The organism is Xanthobacter sp. ZOL 2024, from assembly GCF_052932325.1.
The window spans coordinates 307,122-318,910 of record NZ_CM128808.1; the positions used below are offsets into that span (position 1 = coordinate 307,122).

General features: G+C 60.4%; 25 protein-coding genes. 20 read left to right on the forward strand and 5 right to left on the reverse strand.

From position 1 onward, the window contains the following. Positions 1-47: 47 nt before the first annotated feature. The 3 genes from ACU4E7_RS01540 to ACU4E7_RS01550 all read left to right on the forward strand — a co-directional run bounded on the left by ACU4E7_RS01540 (position 48) and on the right by ACU4E7_RS01550 (position 1,497). A complete protein-coding gene (locus tag ACU4E7_RS01540) occupies positions 48-731 on the forward strand; it encodes a S24 family peptidase (RefSeq protein WP_447020397.1) in 684 nt (227 codons plus the stop codon). A gap of 89 nt (positions 732-820) precedes the next feature. Further along, positions 821-1,183: a type II toxin-antitoxin system RelE/ParE family toxin gene (locus ACU4E7_RS01545; RefSeq protein ID WP_447020398.1), complete on the forward strand. Its 363-nt coding sequence runs from the start codon at positions 821-823 to the stop codon at positions 1,181-1,183. Further along, a complete protein-coding gene (locus ACU4E7_RS01550) occupies positions 1,180-1,497 on the forward strand; it encodes a helix-turn-helix domain-containing protein (RefSeq protein WP_447020399.1) in 318 nt (105 codons plus the stop codon). The genes ACU4E7_RS01545 and ACU4E7_RS01550 overlap by 4 nt, the downstream gene beginning before the upstream one ends. A 61-nt stretch (positions 1,498-1,558) precedes the next feature. Here ACU4E7_RS01550 and ACU4E7_RS01555 read toward each other — a convergent pair whose 3' ends face one another. Further along, positions 1,559-1,807: a hypothetical protein gene (locus ACU4E7_RS01555; RefSeq protein ID WP_447020400.1), complete on the reverse strand. Its 249-nt coding sequence runs from the start codon at positions 1,805-1,807 to the stop codon at positions 1,559-1,561. Between the two features lie 174 nt (positions 1,808-1,981). Between ACU4E7_RS01555 and ACU4E7_RS01560 the strand changes: the two genes are divergently transcribed. From ACU4E7_RS01560 to ACU4E7_RS01625, 14 genes are all read left to right on the forward strand, one after another. After that, positions 1,982-2,104, forward strand: a complete 123-nt coding sequence (locus tag ACU4E7_RS01560; protein WP_447020401.1) for a hypothetical protein — start codon at positions 1,982-1,984, stop codon at positions 2,102-2,104. Positions 2,105-2,151: 47 nt separating this feature from the next. Further along, positions 2,152-2,367 (forward strand): hypothetical protein, encoded by a 216-nt coding sequence (locus ACU4E7_RS01565; RefSeq protein ID WP_447020402.1) that lies wholly within the window; start codon positions 2,152-2,154, stop codon positions 2,365-2,367. Positions 2,368-2,412: 45 nt separating this feature from the next. Beyond that, positions 2,413-2,778: a hypothetical protein gene (locus ACU4E7_RS01570; protein WP_447020403.1), complete on the forward strand. Its 366-nt coding sequence runs from the start codon at positions 2,413-2,415 to the stop codon at positions 2,776-2,778. Then, positions 2,775-3,047 carry a hypothetical protein gene (locus tag ACU4E7_RS01575; protein ID WP_447020404.1) on the forward strand — a complete coding sequence of 91 codons (273 nt, stop codon included), beginning with the start codon at positions 2,775-2,777 and terminating at the stop codon, positions 3,045-3,047. The genes ACU4E7_RS01570 and ACU4E7_RS01575 overlap by 4 nt, the downstream gene beginning before the upstream one ends. A gap of 79 nt (positions 3,048-3,126) precedes the next feature. Next, entirely contained in the window at positions 3,127-3,792 is a 666-nt protein-coding gene (locus tag ACU4E7_RS01580) for a hypothetical protein (protein ID WP_447020405.1), read from the forward strand. A gap of 183 nt (positions 3,793-3,975) precedes the next feature. Further along, complete coding sequence (locus ACU4E7_RS01585) at positions 3,976-4,185, forward strand: hypothetical protein (RefSeq protein WP_447020406.1); 210 nt, start codon at positions 3,976-3,978, stop codon at positions 4,183-4,185. Then, positions 4,185-4,352: a hypothetical protein gene (locus ACU4E7_RS01590; protein ID WP_447020407.1), complete on the forward strand. Its 168-nt coding sequence runs from the start codon at positions 4,185-4,187 to the stop codon at positions 4,350-4,352. The genes ACU4E7_RS01585 and ACU4E7_RS01590 overlap by 1 nt, the downstream gene beginning before the upstream one ends. After that, the gene (locus ACU4E7_RS01595) at positions 4,349-4,642 is read left to right on the forward strand and encodes a hypothetical protein (RefSeq protein WP_447020408.1); all 294 of its coding nucleotides are present in this window, start codon (positions 4,349-4,351) and stop codon (positions 4,640-4,642) included. Before ACU4E7_RS01590 ends, ACU4E7_RS01595 begins: the two co-directional genes overlap by 4 nt. Before the next feature lie 2 nt (positions 4,643-4,644). Further along, positions 4,645-5,400, forward strand: coding sequence for a hypothetical protein (locus tag ACU4E7_RS01600; protein ID WP_447020409.1), 756 nt, complete (start codon positions 4,645-4,647; stop codon positions 5,398-5,400). A gap of 1 nt (position 5,401) precedes the next feature. After that, on the forward strand, positions 5,402-6,139 hold the full coding sequence (locus ACU4E7_RS01605) for a Rad52/Rad22 family DNA repair protein (RefSeq protein WP_447020410.1): 738 nt from the start codon (positions 5,402-5,404) through the stop codon (positions 6,137-6,139). After that, a complete protein-coding gene (locus tag ACU4E7_RS01610; RefSeq protein ID WP_447020411.1) occupies positions 6,136-6,585 on the forward strand; it encodes a hypothetical protein in 450 nt (149 codons plus the stop codon). The genes ACU4E7_RS01605 and ACU4E7_RS01610 overlap by 4 nt, the downstream gene beginning before the upstream one ends. 167 nt (positions 6,586-6,752) lie before the next feature. Continuing rightward, positions 6,753-7,040 (forward strand): hypothetical protein, encoded by a 288-nt coding sequence (locus tag ACU4E7_RS01615; RefSeq protein WP_447020412.1) that lies wholly within the window; start codon positions 6,753-6,755, stop codon positions 7,038-7,040. Position 7,041: 1 nt separating this feature from the next. Continuing rightward, the gene (locus ACU4E7_RS01620) at positions 7,042-7,776 is read left to right on the forward strand and encodes a hypothetical protein (protein ID WP_447020413.1); all 735 of its coding nucleotides are present in this window, start codon (positions 7,042-7,044) and stop codon (positions 7,774-7,776) included. Beyond that, positions 7,773-8,225 (forward strand): hypothetical protein, encoded by a 453-nt coding sequence (locus ACU4E7_RS01625; protein WP_447020414.1) that lies wholly within the window; start codon positions 7,773-7,775, stop codon positions 8,223-8,225. The genes ACU4E7_RS01620 and ACU4E7_RS01625 overlap by 4 nt, the downstream gene beginning before the upstream one ends. A 3-nt stretch (positions 8,226-8,228) precedes the next feature. Here the strand turns inward: ACU4E7_RS01625 and ACU4E7_RS01630 are convergent, their stop codons facing one another. The 4 genes from ACU4E7_RS01630 to ACU4E7_RS01645 form a co-directional block, all read right to left on the reverse strand. Further along, complete coding sequence (locus ACU4E7_RS01630) at positions 8,229-8,729, reverse strand: GIY-YIG nuclease family protein (RefSeq protein ID WP_447020415.1); 501 nt, start codon at positions 8,727-8,729, stop codon at positions 8,229-8,231. After that, positions 8,730-8,933: a hypothetical protein gene (locus ACU4E7_RS01635; protein WP_447020416.1), complete on the reverse strand. Its 204-nt coding sequence runs from the start codon at positions 8,931-8,933 to the stop codon at positions 8,730-8,732. A gap of 69 nt (positions 8,934-9,002) precedes the next feature. Then, positions 9,003-9,329: a hypothetical protein gene (locus ACU4E7_RS01640; RefSeq protein ID WP_447020417.1), complete on the reverse strand. Its 327-nt coding sequence runs from the start codon at positions 9,327-9,329 to the stop codon at positions 9,003-9,005. Next, positions 9,326-9,655, reverse strand: a complete 330-nt coding sequence (locus ACU4E7_RS01645) for a hypothetical protein (RefSeq protein ID WP_447020418.1) — start codon at positions 9,653-9,655, stop codon at positions 9,326-9,328. Before ACU4E7_RS01645 ends, ACU4E7_RS01640 begins: the two co-directional genes overlap by 4 nt. Positions 9,656-9,728: 73 nt before the next feature. Here ACU4E7_RS01645 and ACU4E7_RS01650 point away from each other — a divergent pair, with 73 nt between their 5' ends. Genes ACU4E7_RS01650 through ACU4E7_RS01660 form a run of 3 tightly spaced genes read left to right on the forward strand, consistent with a single transcriptional unit; the run spans position 9,729 to position 11,411 of the window. Further along, a complete protein-coding gene (locus tag ACU4E7_RS01650; protein ID WP_447020419.1) occupies positions 9,729-10,001 on the forward strand; it encodes a hypothetical protein in 273 nt (90 codons plus the stop codon). Further along, complete coding sequence (locus ACU4E7_RS01655) at positions 9,994-10,284, forward strand: hypothetical protein (RefSeq protein ID WP_447020420.1); 291 nt, start codon at positions 9,994-9,996, stop codon at positions 10,282-10,284. The genes ACU4E7_RS01650 and ACU4E7_RS01655 overlap by 8 nt, the downstream gene beginning before the upstream one ends. Beyond that, positions 10,281-11,411 carry a hypothetical protein gene (locus tag ACU4E7_RS01660; protein ID WP_447020421.1) on the forward strand — a complete coding sequence of 377 codons (1,131 nt, stop codon included), beginning with the start codon at positions 10,281-10,283 and terminating at the stop codon, positions 11,409-11,411. Before ACU4E7_RS01655 ends, ACU4E7_RS01660 begins: the two co-directional genes overlap by 4 nt. The last annotated feature ends 378 nt before the right edge of the window (positions 11,412-11,789 follow it).

Sequence of the window (11,789 nt, forward strand, 5' to 3'; positions counted from 1 at the left end):
GAATTATCCGTCTGGATTCCTGTTGGCATTTCGTCGGATAAATCCGCATGCCCGCGCTGAAAGAAGTAGCCGAAACACGCCTCGCCGAACTCAACCGCAATCCGTTCGAAGCCGCTCGGATCGGCGAGCTTGAGCGCAACTTCCTCAACGATATCCTGACGGACAAAAAGCGCTCCGTGCGCGGCGACAATTTCGCCAAGCTAGCCAGAGCCCTAGACCTGAGCGTGGAAGACCTAACCTCGCGGCTACACGGCGGCGCAACCTCACCCCAACTGCCGTCCGGAAAAACTAAAGGGTTCAAGCCCGAGATCGTCCCTGGCTCCGAACTTGTGGGTGCAAAGGACTTCCCCATATACGCAGCGGCGGCTGGCGGCTCAGGGCACCTGCTCGTGAACTTCGAGCCGATCGAATGGGCCAAGCGGCCCGCGATCCTTGAAGGGGTGCCACACGCATATGGGCTACTGGTCTACGGCGACTCCATGTTCCCGGCCTATCGCCACGGAGACATGGCCTTGGTTCATCCTGGCCTAGGGCCGGCCGCGGATGAGGACGTAGTGCTCTACGATCATCCCCCGAATGGCGATGCCGAGGCTATCATTAAGCACCTGGTGAGCTGGACCGAGGAGGAGTGGCGCCTGGAGCAATACAATCCTCCGGACAAGTGGACCGAGTTGCGGGCTGACTGGCCCACCTGCCACCGCGTGGTCGGCAAGTACGGGCGAAGGCGGTGAGGGAGTGGGCGCCGGCGCGGTACGATCACCATGCTGTGAGCCCCGCTTTCACGGTTGACAAAAGTACGTATTTTACGTACTAATGCGACATGCACAGCGTCTCGCAAACCCATGCATTCGTGAAGGCTGCCGAGGATTCCGGGATGACGGAATCCGAGGTTGACGACTTGGTGGATTACCTCGCCCGCCATCCGACCGCCGGAGACGAAATAGTTGGCACTGGTGGGTGCCGCAAACTCCGTTGGGCCGGCAAGGGCAAGGGAAAAAGAGGCGCATTCCGCACCATCACATTTTATAGTGGCGAGCATATTCCAGTTTATTTGATCACCGTGTTCGCGAAGGGCGATAGGGTGGATTTATCAAAGGCTGAACGAAATGGTTTGGCGGTTTTAACGAAAGAGATCGTTCGGGAATACGCCCGACGAGTCGTCTCTGTTGGAGAACGAGGATGAGCAAGAAGGCGTTTGACAAGATCGCAGAGGGGCTCCGCGAAGCCGCCGCGATTGCTCGCGGCGACGCTACGCCGGCCAAACTCTTCGTGCCCGCTGAAATAGACGTGCGCGGCATCCGGGTGAAGCTCGGCGTTTCGCAGGAGGATTTCTCTGCTGCATTTGGCTTTACCGTCCACCAAATTCGGCAGTGGGAACAAGGACGAGCCCGCCCTACTGGAGCAGCGCGCGCTTACCTGATGATCATTGACGAAAACCCAGGAGCCGTGCGCGAGATGCTGCGATCTGCGACCGCGAGGGCGCTTCGGGCGGCGTGAGCAGTGACGCTCCAATGCCGAAAATATCAAGCCCGCCCTACCCGGCGGGCTTTTTTGTGCCTCACCCCATCTCCATCGCTTCATCCGGCACCCGCCCATAGCTCGCAATGAGCACCGGCGGCTCGGCATCATCCGAATCCGGATCCACCTCCCGTGAGAAGGCGATGGCGCCGGCCCCCATGACAGCCAAACGCTGAGCCATCCGCTCCGCATCGGACGCATTCCGTGCCTCGCGCGCCTGGCCGGACTTCAGCGCCCCGCGCTTCCCCAGCACGTAGGGCTGCACCACGTAGAACGTCTTCCTCGTCATCGGTCGCTCCCTGAAGCTCCCCGCCTCCCCTTGAGGCTGCGACAGCCTGACTCAGGCGATGCGAACAAATCAAGAACATATTGGCGCGAGCGGACTGTCGGATTTTTCCGTTTTTCCGATTGACAGTCGGAAACATCCGACTTATTGTCTCCTCATCGAACAGGGAGACACCAGATGACCAAGCCCAAGCGCAAATACCCGGTGATGGGGACCAGCCCGGCCAAGGAAGTCGCCATCCGGCAGATGCAGGAGCACCAGGCCAAACTCGAGGCCAAGTACCCCACCAAGGTCGGCTGATCCAACGGGGCGGGCTCCGGCCCGCCTCTCCAACGTGGAGAGGGGATATGGAACAGGAAAAGCTGCCTCTCATGGTCGTCACCCGCAACGTGAAGACGGGGGTGACCGAGAGCCGCAAGAAGATCGATCACAATAATCGTGATGATCGCGTGTGGCTCGGCAAGCATTGCTTTTGGGCATTCAGGAATAGCCGTTCGGTCGAGACTTTCGCCGTGGGTGATGAGCCATCCCGGGGCCGCCCCGGATCTGGGGCTTCCGATTGACCGCATTGGGCGGGCTCCGGCCCGCTCCTCTAGATGGAGGGGATCATGTTCGGCATCCACTGCCCGCCTGCGGATCTTGAGCGCTTCATTCGGCACATCGCCGCGGAGGCGGGCCAGGGTGTCGATGCGATCTCCCTTGAAGACGCTCTCGCCGCTCACGCAGCGCACCGCCCGGTCTACTGGTCGACCCGCAGCTATCATGATGCTCAGGCGACCGAGTTTCTCGACCTCGCCAATCGCCTCGGCTTGGTGCCGGCCCTCGCCGAAATGGTGCGCCGGAATCCCGGGCACCCTGAGGCCACGCCCGAGCGGATGCTCGCCAAGCTGATCCCCGTCACCAACCGCGCCGTCCGGGAGCATGCCGAAGCATGCGCCGCGGTGGCCCGATCTGCCCATAGGAGGGCAGCATGACGAACCCTGATTTTTGCACCCCGCCTCTGGAGCGCAGCCCGACCACGGAGGGTTATGTCGACCGGATCGCCGGAATGCGCTTTTCGACCCGCGCCAGAAATGGCCGGCATCAGCGCACATGCACCATGACCATCATGACAGACGCCGGTGAGGTGCATCGGCACCTCAATTATGAGGACATGGTCGCGATCCGGGATTGGTGCGACCGCGCCATCGATGCGCAGACCCGCGCGCTCTACCCGGACGAGTATCAGGAGGCCGCGGAATGATCGCCCTCCTCCTTTTTGCCTGGGCCTGCTTTCGGGTCTGGATCCGCTCCCCCGCACTCGATTTCATGGGATGGTGACCATGGCTGAGATCTTTAATCACCTGTTCGGCGGCTGGAATAATGCCGAGGCGCGCCGGTGGAAGAACCCGGACGGCTCCGAGGGCGGCATTGTCGCCGTCTCCGCCAACGTCGATCCGGCCGTGACCATCCCCGCCGATGTCGTCGTGTGGCCCAACGCCACGATCCACAAGGATGTGGCGAGCATCGGCTACCGGGCGAGCATCGGCAGCGGGGCGAGCATCGGCGACGGGGCGAGCATCGGCATCGGGGCGAGCATCGGCATCGGGGCGAGCATCGGCGACGGGGCGAGCATCGGCATCGGGGCGAGCATCGGCGACGGGGCGAGCATCGGCTACCGGGCGAGCATCGGCAGCGGGGCGAGCATCGGCTACCGGGCGAGCATCGGCGACGGGGCGAGCTATGAGGACGGCGACTGGCTATTCGTTGCTGGCCCGCAGGGCTCCCGGAATGCCTGGGCCACCGCTACCTGGTCGCCGAAGCATGGCCTTCGCTGGTGGGTCGGGTGCCAGCACGGGATCACGACTGAGGCACTCCGCGATCGGGTCACCCGCGACCATGCCGGTACGGACCACGAGGCCGACTATCTGCACCTGATCGATGCGGTAGAGCGCCATCCGGGCCTTGTTCGCGCGATGGCCGGCGTAGCCAAGCAGGCCGCGGAATAACCGTGTCCGCTGTCATCATCGAATTCCGACGCGACCGGGCAGATCCTGCATCTCACCCCGCGCTAGAGCCGGCGCCCACACCTCCCTGTTCAGGGCGCCGGCTCACCTCTTCGGCATCTCTATCTATCTCGCGCTCACGCCAGCCCGTGTGTGGTCGGCAGCGCTCAGCCCTTGGAGGATCTGATGACTTTCCTCTCTGACATCATCGCCCGAATGGCGATTGCTTTGTGCTTGGGTGCCGTCGATTTGGACGCGGAAGAAGACGTTACTGCCTTCCTGCGGTCCTGTGGGTTCTCACCTGATGAGGTTGCCGCCGGGTGGGAAGAGGCCCGCGCCGACGCCCTCGAAATCGGACAACTCACAGATGCAGTCTCTGGGATGGAGGCCGCGTGATGCCGGACATTCTGACTGCATCCATCATCGTCATTGGGCTTCTTCTGTTCGCCTGGGTCGTCGGGACTTTGGTCATCATGTGGATGATGGCGCGCGGGGCGATCCGTCAGATGAAGATGACCCGCACGAAATTCCCGCGCACGGACATCTATGGAGATCCGAAATGAAGAGCATCGAAGAAATCCAGGCTAAGATGTTCGCCGACGCGATCTTCACGCAGAGTGAGGTCATGGCCGGCCGCGCCCACGGAGCAGCAGAGTGCCTGCGTGAAATGATCGCTACGCACCGGTCAACGTTTCTGTCTTTGTCCTCCACCGCTTTCGAGACGAAGGATGAAGCGACATTGGCCAGAGCCATCGCAGACATCCGACACACGGCTGATCTCATTGAAAGCGTGGTCATTGCCATTCGTGCCGCTCGCAAGCCGATCGGCCAGTACATGGAGGCGGCTGAATAGCCATGGAAACCACCTTGCACCCGCTTGTTGAAGAAGCTCTCCTGGGCCACAACAACCCGCCTGAGCCGACCCCGTTCGAGTTGTCCAAGCAGGAAATCGAAGACCTGTGCTTCGAGGCCAAGCACTGGCTTGATGGGGAAGAGATCACCCTTCCTGAAGTCGCAGCCCAGGTGGATGCGCTCAAGGTCATGATCCGCGATGCGGTGAAGCTGGCAGATGAACGGCGCAAGGATGAGGCTCGCCCCCATGATGAGGCGAAGGCGGAAATCCAGGAACGCTACAACGCCCTGATCGGTGACACCAAGAAGAGTGGGAAGGGCATCGCTATCACCGCCTTGGAGGCGTGCGACCAAGCCCTTGTTCCGTACCTCACGAAGGTGCGCCGGGAGAAGGAAGAGGCTGAGAAGAAGGCCTTCGAGGAGGCAGAGGCCAAGCGCAGGGCGGCGGATGAAGCCGTTCGTGCTGCACAGATGCAGGATCTCGCAGCCAAAGAAGAGGCTGAAGCCCTGTTGCGAGATGCCAAGAAATCCGAGGCCGCAGCGAAGAAGGTGTCACGCCAGACGACCGGTCTCAATACCCATCTGCGCCGATCATGGAAGCCGGTAATGGTGGACGCGCGGGAAGCCGCCCGGTGGGCTTGGTCGTTCAAGCGGCAGGATCTGGAAGCCTTCCTACTGGACCTCGCCCGGTCTGAGGTGCGGGGAGGATCGCGGGCTATTCAGGGGTTCGATGTGGTCGAAGATCTGGGGGTGGCGTGACGTGTCCGAAGATATCTTCCAGGCGCTGTTCGCGCCCTTCCCGGTGGACCTCGTGTCGTGGCGCGTGGGGAGCACGAACAAAGACAAGACGAAGGGCATGGCCCTCGCGTTTATCGACGCCAGGGATGTGATGGATCGCCTAGACAATGTCCTCGGGCCAGGACATTGGCAGTGCTCCTATCCGCACGCCAATGGGAAGACCGTGTGCCGCATTGAACTGCGGATCAATGGTGAGTGGGTGGGGAAAGAGGATGGTGCTGGGGACACTGACGTAGAGGCGGAGAAGGGGGCGCTTTCCGATGCATTCAAGCGCGCCGCTGTGCGCTGGGGGATCGGGCGTTACCTCTATGATCTGCCGAGCCCATGGGTGGCTCTAGAAGCCTACGGGAACCCCAATAAGCCATCGTACAAGATCGCGGATAGCGAATATCAGAAGTTGCGCGGTCTTCTCGCGAAGGACGCGAAGCAGCATCAGCCTGCACCGCGAGCTTCTGAGAAGCCACAGAACGACGATACGCCATTCGATGAGCCGGTCATGGAACCCCGCGCCCGTCTGGTGATCGAATGGGCACACCGGATCGACAAGGAGACGGATGCACAGCGCCTCCTGTCCTGGTGGACGAGTGAACAGCGAGAAAAGACGGCGGCCGATATTGGGCTCACTCAGGATGACCGGGTGAAGCTGCGCAATCTCGTCATCGACAAGAAGGCGAAGCTGGAAGGGAGGGTAGCGGCATGAGCAGCCCAGCAGCGATCCAGGCCACATACACAGACATGAAGCTGGTGCGCACACGCTCTGTCGCTCAGCTTGTGTTTGAGATCCCGATTGAACGTGCAGCGGAATTCATCGAGGCATTCGGCGTCCCTGTTCCTGGCAAAGAAGTGTGGTGCGCTATCGCTCGGCTCAACGCAGAGCAGCCGAAAGCTGAGAAGCCTGCAAAGCGATGGGAGGACCTGTCTCCAGCTCAGCAGGCCGGGATGCGGTGCAATGAGATGTCCTTCCGCCGGTTCCTGGATGAAGAAGGGCACTACCAGCCCTGCGAGACAGTGGACGACGCCGCCGAGGCTATTCGCGTCCATTGTGGTGTTCGGTCACGGTCGGACATTGGGAAAACCAGCGCCAGTCTTTCCGAGTGGCAGAAGCTGGATCGCGACTACCAGATGTGGCTGAGGACCTGCTTGTAATGGCGCGGATCGTCCCCGATTGCGGATACGTCTTCCCCCTCCCAAAGGGCGGATCGTATTCGCGGGAGAGCAAGCCAAAGCGGCAGGCCCCGAAAGAGCGAGGGCGGAAGCGTGATGAAGCTCACCTTGCTCTGGTGCGTCAGCTGCCCTGTATCTCGACGGGGCGCATGGATCACGTTGAGGCGGCGCACCTGCGGTTTTCTGAGGATGCATTCGGGAAGGTCGGGCCTGGGCAGGCCAAACCATCTGACGAATGGGTACTTCCGCTCACCCATGAAGAGCACATGCGGCAGCACGATATGGGAGAGCGTGAGTTTTGGGCTGAACTAGGGATTGAACCCCTGAAGATCGCACAGCAGATCTACGGGATTTCATCAGCCCTCAGAGCATCACGGGAGCCGGAAGAAGAGATCGTCCGGCATATGGCGAACATCATCATGAAGGCACGGAGCTGATATGGCTGACCACCCAATACTTTTCAACGGTAGCATGATCCGCGCTTTGCTGCGTGAGATCGAAGCACCCGGTATGGGCAAGACCCAGACGCGTAGGATCATCAAGCCGCAGCCCGAACTTGCTGCCCCCGGTCAGTGGGATGTCTTCTGCGCGGCCGGTGGCTGGATCGGCGTGGCTGAAGAGGATGTGCCAAAGCGATCCTCGGATCTCATCCGGGTACAGTCCGGCGACCGCCTGTGGGTGAGAGAGACTGGAAACTGGCGCGGCCCGATGAAGGATCATATCGGAGGCGGTGATATTGGCTTTACATTCTATGCCGCCGATAGCAAGCGGGGGAGATCCGAGTTCTTCGACGACAAAAACCGCCCCGGCATGCACATGCCACGCTGGGCATCCCGTCTCTCCCTCTACGTGACAGAGGTGAGGGTACAGCGGCTGCAAGAAATCAGCGAGGCGGGTGCGATCGCCGAGGGCATCCTCCACCAAAACGTCATCCTCGATGTCAAGTGCTACGGCGGACAGCCGATCGAGATCACCGCCGACCGCTACTGGAACGGGACGGAGCCTGATGAATTCGAAGGCTTCGAGAGCGCGTCAGAAGCCTATGCCGACCTATGGGACCAGATCAACGGCACCGGAGCCTGGGCGCAGAATCCATGGGTTGCGCGCTACTCGTTCAAGCCCGTCCTTGGCAACATCGACGCCCTGCCGGCTACCCTTCAGGAGGAAGCATGAACACCGAGACCGACAAGAAAGCGCTCGCGCTGCGGTTCGCAACAGCTATCACGGCTCAAGCAGATTTGGCGGAGATGATTGAGGCTCCGCGGTTCCCGCCGCCGGACCTCCATATATCCGAGGCCCGCGCCCTTGCATCCATCCTGCGCGAGTACGCTGAGGGTGGGTGGAGAGACATCAGCACAGCGCCGAAGGATGGGACGGTCATCCTTCTTTTCTGCCCGAAGGGGGACGGCTCTCCTGGCAGCACATATCGAGTGACCGCAGGCAATTGGGAGAGTGATCCAGGCGGCATCACGGAGCACCGCGACCTTGAAGGCCGCTATATCGGCCAAGATGAAAGAGACGGCTGGGAGGGATGGATATCATGGGACGGCGGGTTCAGCGAAGACACGATGATGCCTACCCACTGGATGCCCATCCCCTCTCCACCCAAGGAACTGGGGTAGGGTCTAGTCCTTTGGCTTCTTCTCTCGGCGCTTAAGCTCGGCTTCGATCGCCTCACGGATGAAATCAGACTGCGTCTCATCCTTCGCAACCACGGATTTTATCCGAAGAAGCGTTCCAGAAGCGAAGTTTGTTCGTGCCCACTCCTTGTATCCCAGGTCTTTGTTTTTCCCGGTAATTGGAGGGACCATGGAGAAGTTATCATGGGCTTCAAGGGCTCCTGGCGAAAGAGCATGACGAACGGCAGCCTCGGCCTCCTCCTGCGTGACATTGAACCATTCTTTTTGAAGGTGCTTGTCTCGCAGAAGCCAATGAACATAGCGCTCGGCAGCCTGAGCGATTCTAGCGCCAACCGGCCACGCGCCGACCATGAATATTCCGGCGTGTCCACTTCGGACGTGATCTTTCATTCTCTTGCTTGGGTTGTACCCATATCCGATCTTAAACGGGCCGCCATCGTATCCACATACGTACAGGTATGCCTGAAGTTCGCTGATAGAAGACATTTACTTCTCCGCGCTCAACGCATTCTCCACCAAGATACGAATAGCCTCCGACCGGCTGGGGATCTTCGGCTGTTTCCGCCGCCATTCGTCGACAAGCTCGATCCACGATGCCGGAGCGACGATCTGCACGCGCTCGGTGGTTACCCCATCTTGAAGCTTCGGCGGCATTGCCAGGCTCATTCCTTGTTTCGTTCCGATCTTCATATCAGCCCCTTGTGTGTTATGCGATGATGTGTAAGATACACATAACACGCATGATGAGCAAGATGGAGGCTATGAATGGACCACGGGTGGAATGGAATTCTGGCCCGGCACAAGGATGGACGGGAAGGTGTGATCCGAGAAAACTCGGGCTGGTGCTGGGTTGACCTCCACATCGAGCGAGACGGCCAGAATATTGGCTTCGTGCAGCTCGCCTGCGACGGGCCAGACCGGGGCGATGAGGGATGGGAGTGGCTTTCGGATCAGGGACCCGGCGATGCCGTTTGGCTCCCGCTGGGAGAATTCGACCGAGCCCCTGAGCCTGTCAGCCAGCATATCCGGGACCGGCACGCAGAACTCTTCGGCCCCAAGCCGCGGATGCGCGTTGACGGCCTTCACGACGGGGTATCCAACTGAGGGAGGTTCTCTTGTCGTTCAAACTTCGCCGCGTTCAGCAATGTGCAAAATGTCCTTGGAAGGTCTCGACCGGCACCTATGAAACCTCGGACGGCTACAGCGTGGATCGACACCGCGCGATCGCGCAAACGCTCGCGGAGCCAAGCACCCCGCTCCCCGCAATGAGCAAGGCTGCGCTTCCCGTCCTGTGCGACGAGCATGCCGGCGGCGATGAGGAGTATTGTGTGGGATGGCTCATGTACCAGCTCGGGCCGGGCAACAATATCGCCCTCCGGATCGCCATACGGGACTGCCAGAATTTCCAGCATGTGCATCTCGATGGCCCTCAGCAAACATGTTTCGAGAGCCCTCCTTCTGGGTGCCCAACTGGGGGACGACACGATGACCAGTGAGCTGCAAGAGCGTATCGCGAAGGCGATGTTTATTCGGTGGATTGAGGTAAGTGGACGCTATCCATGTGATTTTTCAGATCTGGATCCTGAAGCTATGGACGAATGGCGCCATCTCGCCCTTGCCGCGATGAAGGCAGCCCGTGAGCCGACAAGCGTCATGGTGGAGGGTGGCTGGAATTCCGGAGTCGGGGTTGAGGCCATATACATGGCCATGATCGACGCAGAAATCGCTGCCGCAGAAGGGGATGGAGTTGATGAATGAAGATTTAAATATCACGATCCATGTCGGGACTATTTTAATCATAGAAACAGGGGAATATAGCGACAAGATGTGGCAGGGGCCTGTTCGTGTGACCCGCGCATTCAGAAAGCGAGTGGTGGCGGATGCCTATCGAGCAGCATGGAAGCCTGACCCAACCTCTCCCTGGATAGAAGAGCCTGACCCTGATGGGTTCTTGCCGTGGCTCGTGAAAGAGAAATACGTCGAGGACATTTCTAGTGTCGCGGCGTGGCATGTCGGGAGCTATTCGAGGTTTGAGCCATGACTGATCACGACAAGACCGAGCGGGAGCGCTTCGAGGCGTGGTGGCCAACATCAAGAGCCTGCCGAACCGGAGCGTCCGAAGATCACGGCCGAGACATTTGGCAAGCCCGCGCCGCTCTCGACACGGGAACGGTGCCGGAATGGCGGTCGGTGCTGCGCGATCTGCTGGATTATACAGAGCGGAATGAGTGCACCCATGAGGAGACGCATCGCGGAGGCGTCCTTTGGACGATCTGCGATTGCTGTGGGAGAAAGTGGGCCGATGACGAAGGAGGGTTTACCCCATACGTCGAGCCTCATCAGATCACTGCCGCTCGTGAGCTGATCGCCGCCGCCCCGCAGCCTCCGGCCTCTGCCAGCGCCGATGAGGTGATGTCGGTTGATGATGCATGGCGTGATCTCACCGAAAAGGATGATCGCACCAGCCCCGACGACCGCCCAGACATGGCGCTCATTACTCGCGAAGAGCGTGCCGACTACATGGCTTCTTCCAACGCCGGAAAGGCGAAGCCGGTGGCGGTGAGCGTGAAGCCGCTTCCGATGGAAGAGGCGCCAAAGGATGGAACGTGGATCGCGCTCTTGATCGCTTACGGGGATGAAGACTGCAGTTTCCCTCTTGAAGACAGCAACGACCCGCAGTGGACACTTGGCTCAAACAACTTCGAGAATGACGAAATAGACGAGTGGTACTGGATGGGCTGGGACTGGTGCCACGACTGTATTTGCGAGACACGCACCGGAACTCCCATTGGGTGGATGCCATTTCCGAATATGGCGGCCCATTCAGACGCCTACCGCCAGGGGGCGGAGGAGATGCCCGCTGCGTGGCATGACGTACTCGCTGAGCGCCGTCGGCAGGTCTCCGTAGAGGAGTGGACGCCAGATCATGATGATGAATACGAAAGTGGCGAGCTGGCGCTTGCTGCGGCTGCCTACGCCGAGAATACAGCGAGTGGATATGACGGAGAAACTTGCGGTGAAGACCCGCCATACGCATGGCCGTGGGCGGATAAGTGGTGGAAGCCGACGACGCGCCGCCGTGACCTCGTGAAGGCTGGTGCACTCATCCTCGCAGAGATCGAGCGCCTTGACCGCGCCATCGCGCTCCCTGGCGACAAGGAGGGGTGAGCATGTCCGCGTCAAGATCTAGGGTCAGAGACCAGAACCGCGCCGCAGTGCGAGCCCTACTCGTGTCATGCCCAGGCATTCTTCAGAAGGAAATCGCTGTGGTTCTTGGTCTGAGCCCGTTGGCAGTAAGCAAACACGTTAAAAAGATCCGCGCTGGATGGGAAGCTGACACCCGGCCTGTGGCGCCTCGCCGCCACGCGGCTCTGTCCGCACAGGAGAAGACCGATGGCGAGTGAACCCACCACAACCGCGCTCCCGCCGCCTCCCGGCTCAGACGCCGCGCTCGCTATCGGGTGTAGCTGCCCGGCAATCGATAACGGGCATGGGCGCGGCTACATGGGGCGGCCCGGCATGTTCGTGTTCAGCGCCGGATGCCCT

Coding starts and splice junctions, on each gene's coding strand:
- ACU4E7_RS01540 (WP_447020397.1), top strand. CDS start 48: ATGCCCGCGCTGAAAGAAGTAGCCGAAACACGCCTCGCCGAACTCAAC.
- ACU4E7_RS01545 (WP_447020398.1), top strand. CDS start 821: ATGCACAGCGTCTCGCAAACCCATGCATTCGTGAAGGCTGCCGAGGAT.
- ACU4E7_RS01550 (WP_447020399.1), top strand. CDS start 1,180: ATGAGCAAGAAGGCGTTTGACAAGATCGCAGAGGGGCTCCGCGAAGCC.
- ACU4E7_RS01555 (WP_447020400.1), bottom strand. CDS start 1,807: ATGACGAGGAAGACGTTCTACGTGGTGCAGCCCTACGTGCTGGGGAAG.
- ACU4E7_RS01560 (WP_447020401.1), top strand. CDS start 1,982: ATGACCAAGCCCAAGCGCAAATACCCGGTGATGGGGACCAGCCCGGCC.
- ACU4E7_RS01565 (WP_447020402.1), top strand. CDS start 2,152: ATGGAACAGGAAAAGCTGCCTCTCATGGTCGTCACCCGCAACGTGAAG.
- ACU4E7_RS01570 (WP_447020403.1), top strand. CDS start 2,413: ATGTTCGGCATCCACTGCCCGCCTGCGGATCTTGAGCGCTTCATTCGG.
- ACU4E7_RS01575 (WP_447020404.1), top strand. CDS start 2,775: ATGACGAACCCTGATTTTTGCACCCCGCCTCTGGAGCGCAGCCCGACC.
- ACU4E7_RS01580 (WP_447020405.1), top strand. CDS start 3,127: ATGGCTGAGATCTTTAATCACCTGTTCGGCGGCTGGAATAATGCCGAG.
- ACU4E7_RS01585 (WP_447020406.1), top strand. CDS start 3,976: ATGACTTTCCTCTCTGACATCATCGCCCGAATGGCGATTGCTTTGTGC.
- ACU4E7_RS01590 (WP_447020407.1), top strand. CDS start 4,185: ATGCCGGACATTCTGACTGCATCCATCATCGTCATTGGGCTTCTTCTG.
- ACU4E7_RS01595 (WP_447020408.1), top strand. CDS start 4,349: ATGAAGAGCATCGAAGAAATCCAGGCTAAGATGTTCGCCGACGCGATC.
- ACU4E7_RS01600 (WP_447020409.1), top strand. CDS start 4,645: ATGGAAACCACCTTGCACCCGCTTGTTGAAGAAGCTCTCCTGGGCCAC.
- ACU4E7_RS01610 (WP_447020411.1), top strand. CDS start 6,136: ATGAGCAGCCCAGCAGCGATCCAGGCCACATACACAGACATGAAGCTG.
- ACU4E7_RS01615 (WP_447020412.1), top strand. CDS start 6,753: ATGGATCACGTTGAGGCGGCGCACCTGCGGTTTTCTGAGGATGCATTC.
- ACU4E7_RS01620 (WP_447020413.1), top strand. CDS start 7,042: ATGGCTGACCACCCAATACTTTTCAACGGTAGCATGATCCGCGCTTTG.
- ACU4E7_RS01625 (WP_447020414.1), top strand. CDS start 7,773: ATGAACACCGAGACCGACAAGAAAGCGCTCGCGCTGCGGTTCGCAACA.
- ACU4E7_RS01630 (WP_447020415.1), bottom strand. CDS start 8,729: ATGTCTTCTATCAGCGAACTTCAGGCATACCTGTACGTATGTGGATAC.
- ACU4E7_RS01635 (WP_447020416.1), bottom strand. CDS start 8,933: ATGAAGATCGGAACGAAACAAGGAATGAGCCTGGCAATGCCGCCGAAG.
- ACU4E7_RS01645 (WP_447020418.1), bottom strand. CDS start 9,655: ATGCTGGAAATTCTGGCAGTCCCGTATGGCGATCCGGAGGGCGATATT.
- ACU4E7_RS01650 (WP_447020419.1), top strand. CDS start 9,729: ATGACCAGTGAGCTGCAAGAGCGTATCGCGAAGGCGATGTTTATTCGG.
- ACU4E7_RS01655 (WP_447020420.1), top strand. CDS start 9,994: ATGAATGAAGATTTAAATATCACGATCCATGTCGGGACTATTTTAATC.
- ACU4E7_RS01660 (WP_447020421.1), top strand. CDS start 10,281: ATGACTGATCACGACAAGACCGAGCGGGAGCGCTTCGAGGCGTGGTGG.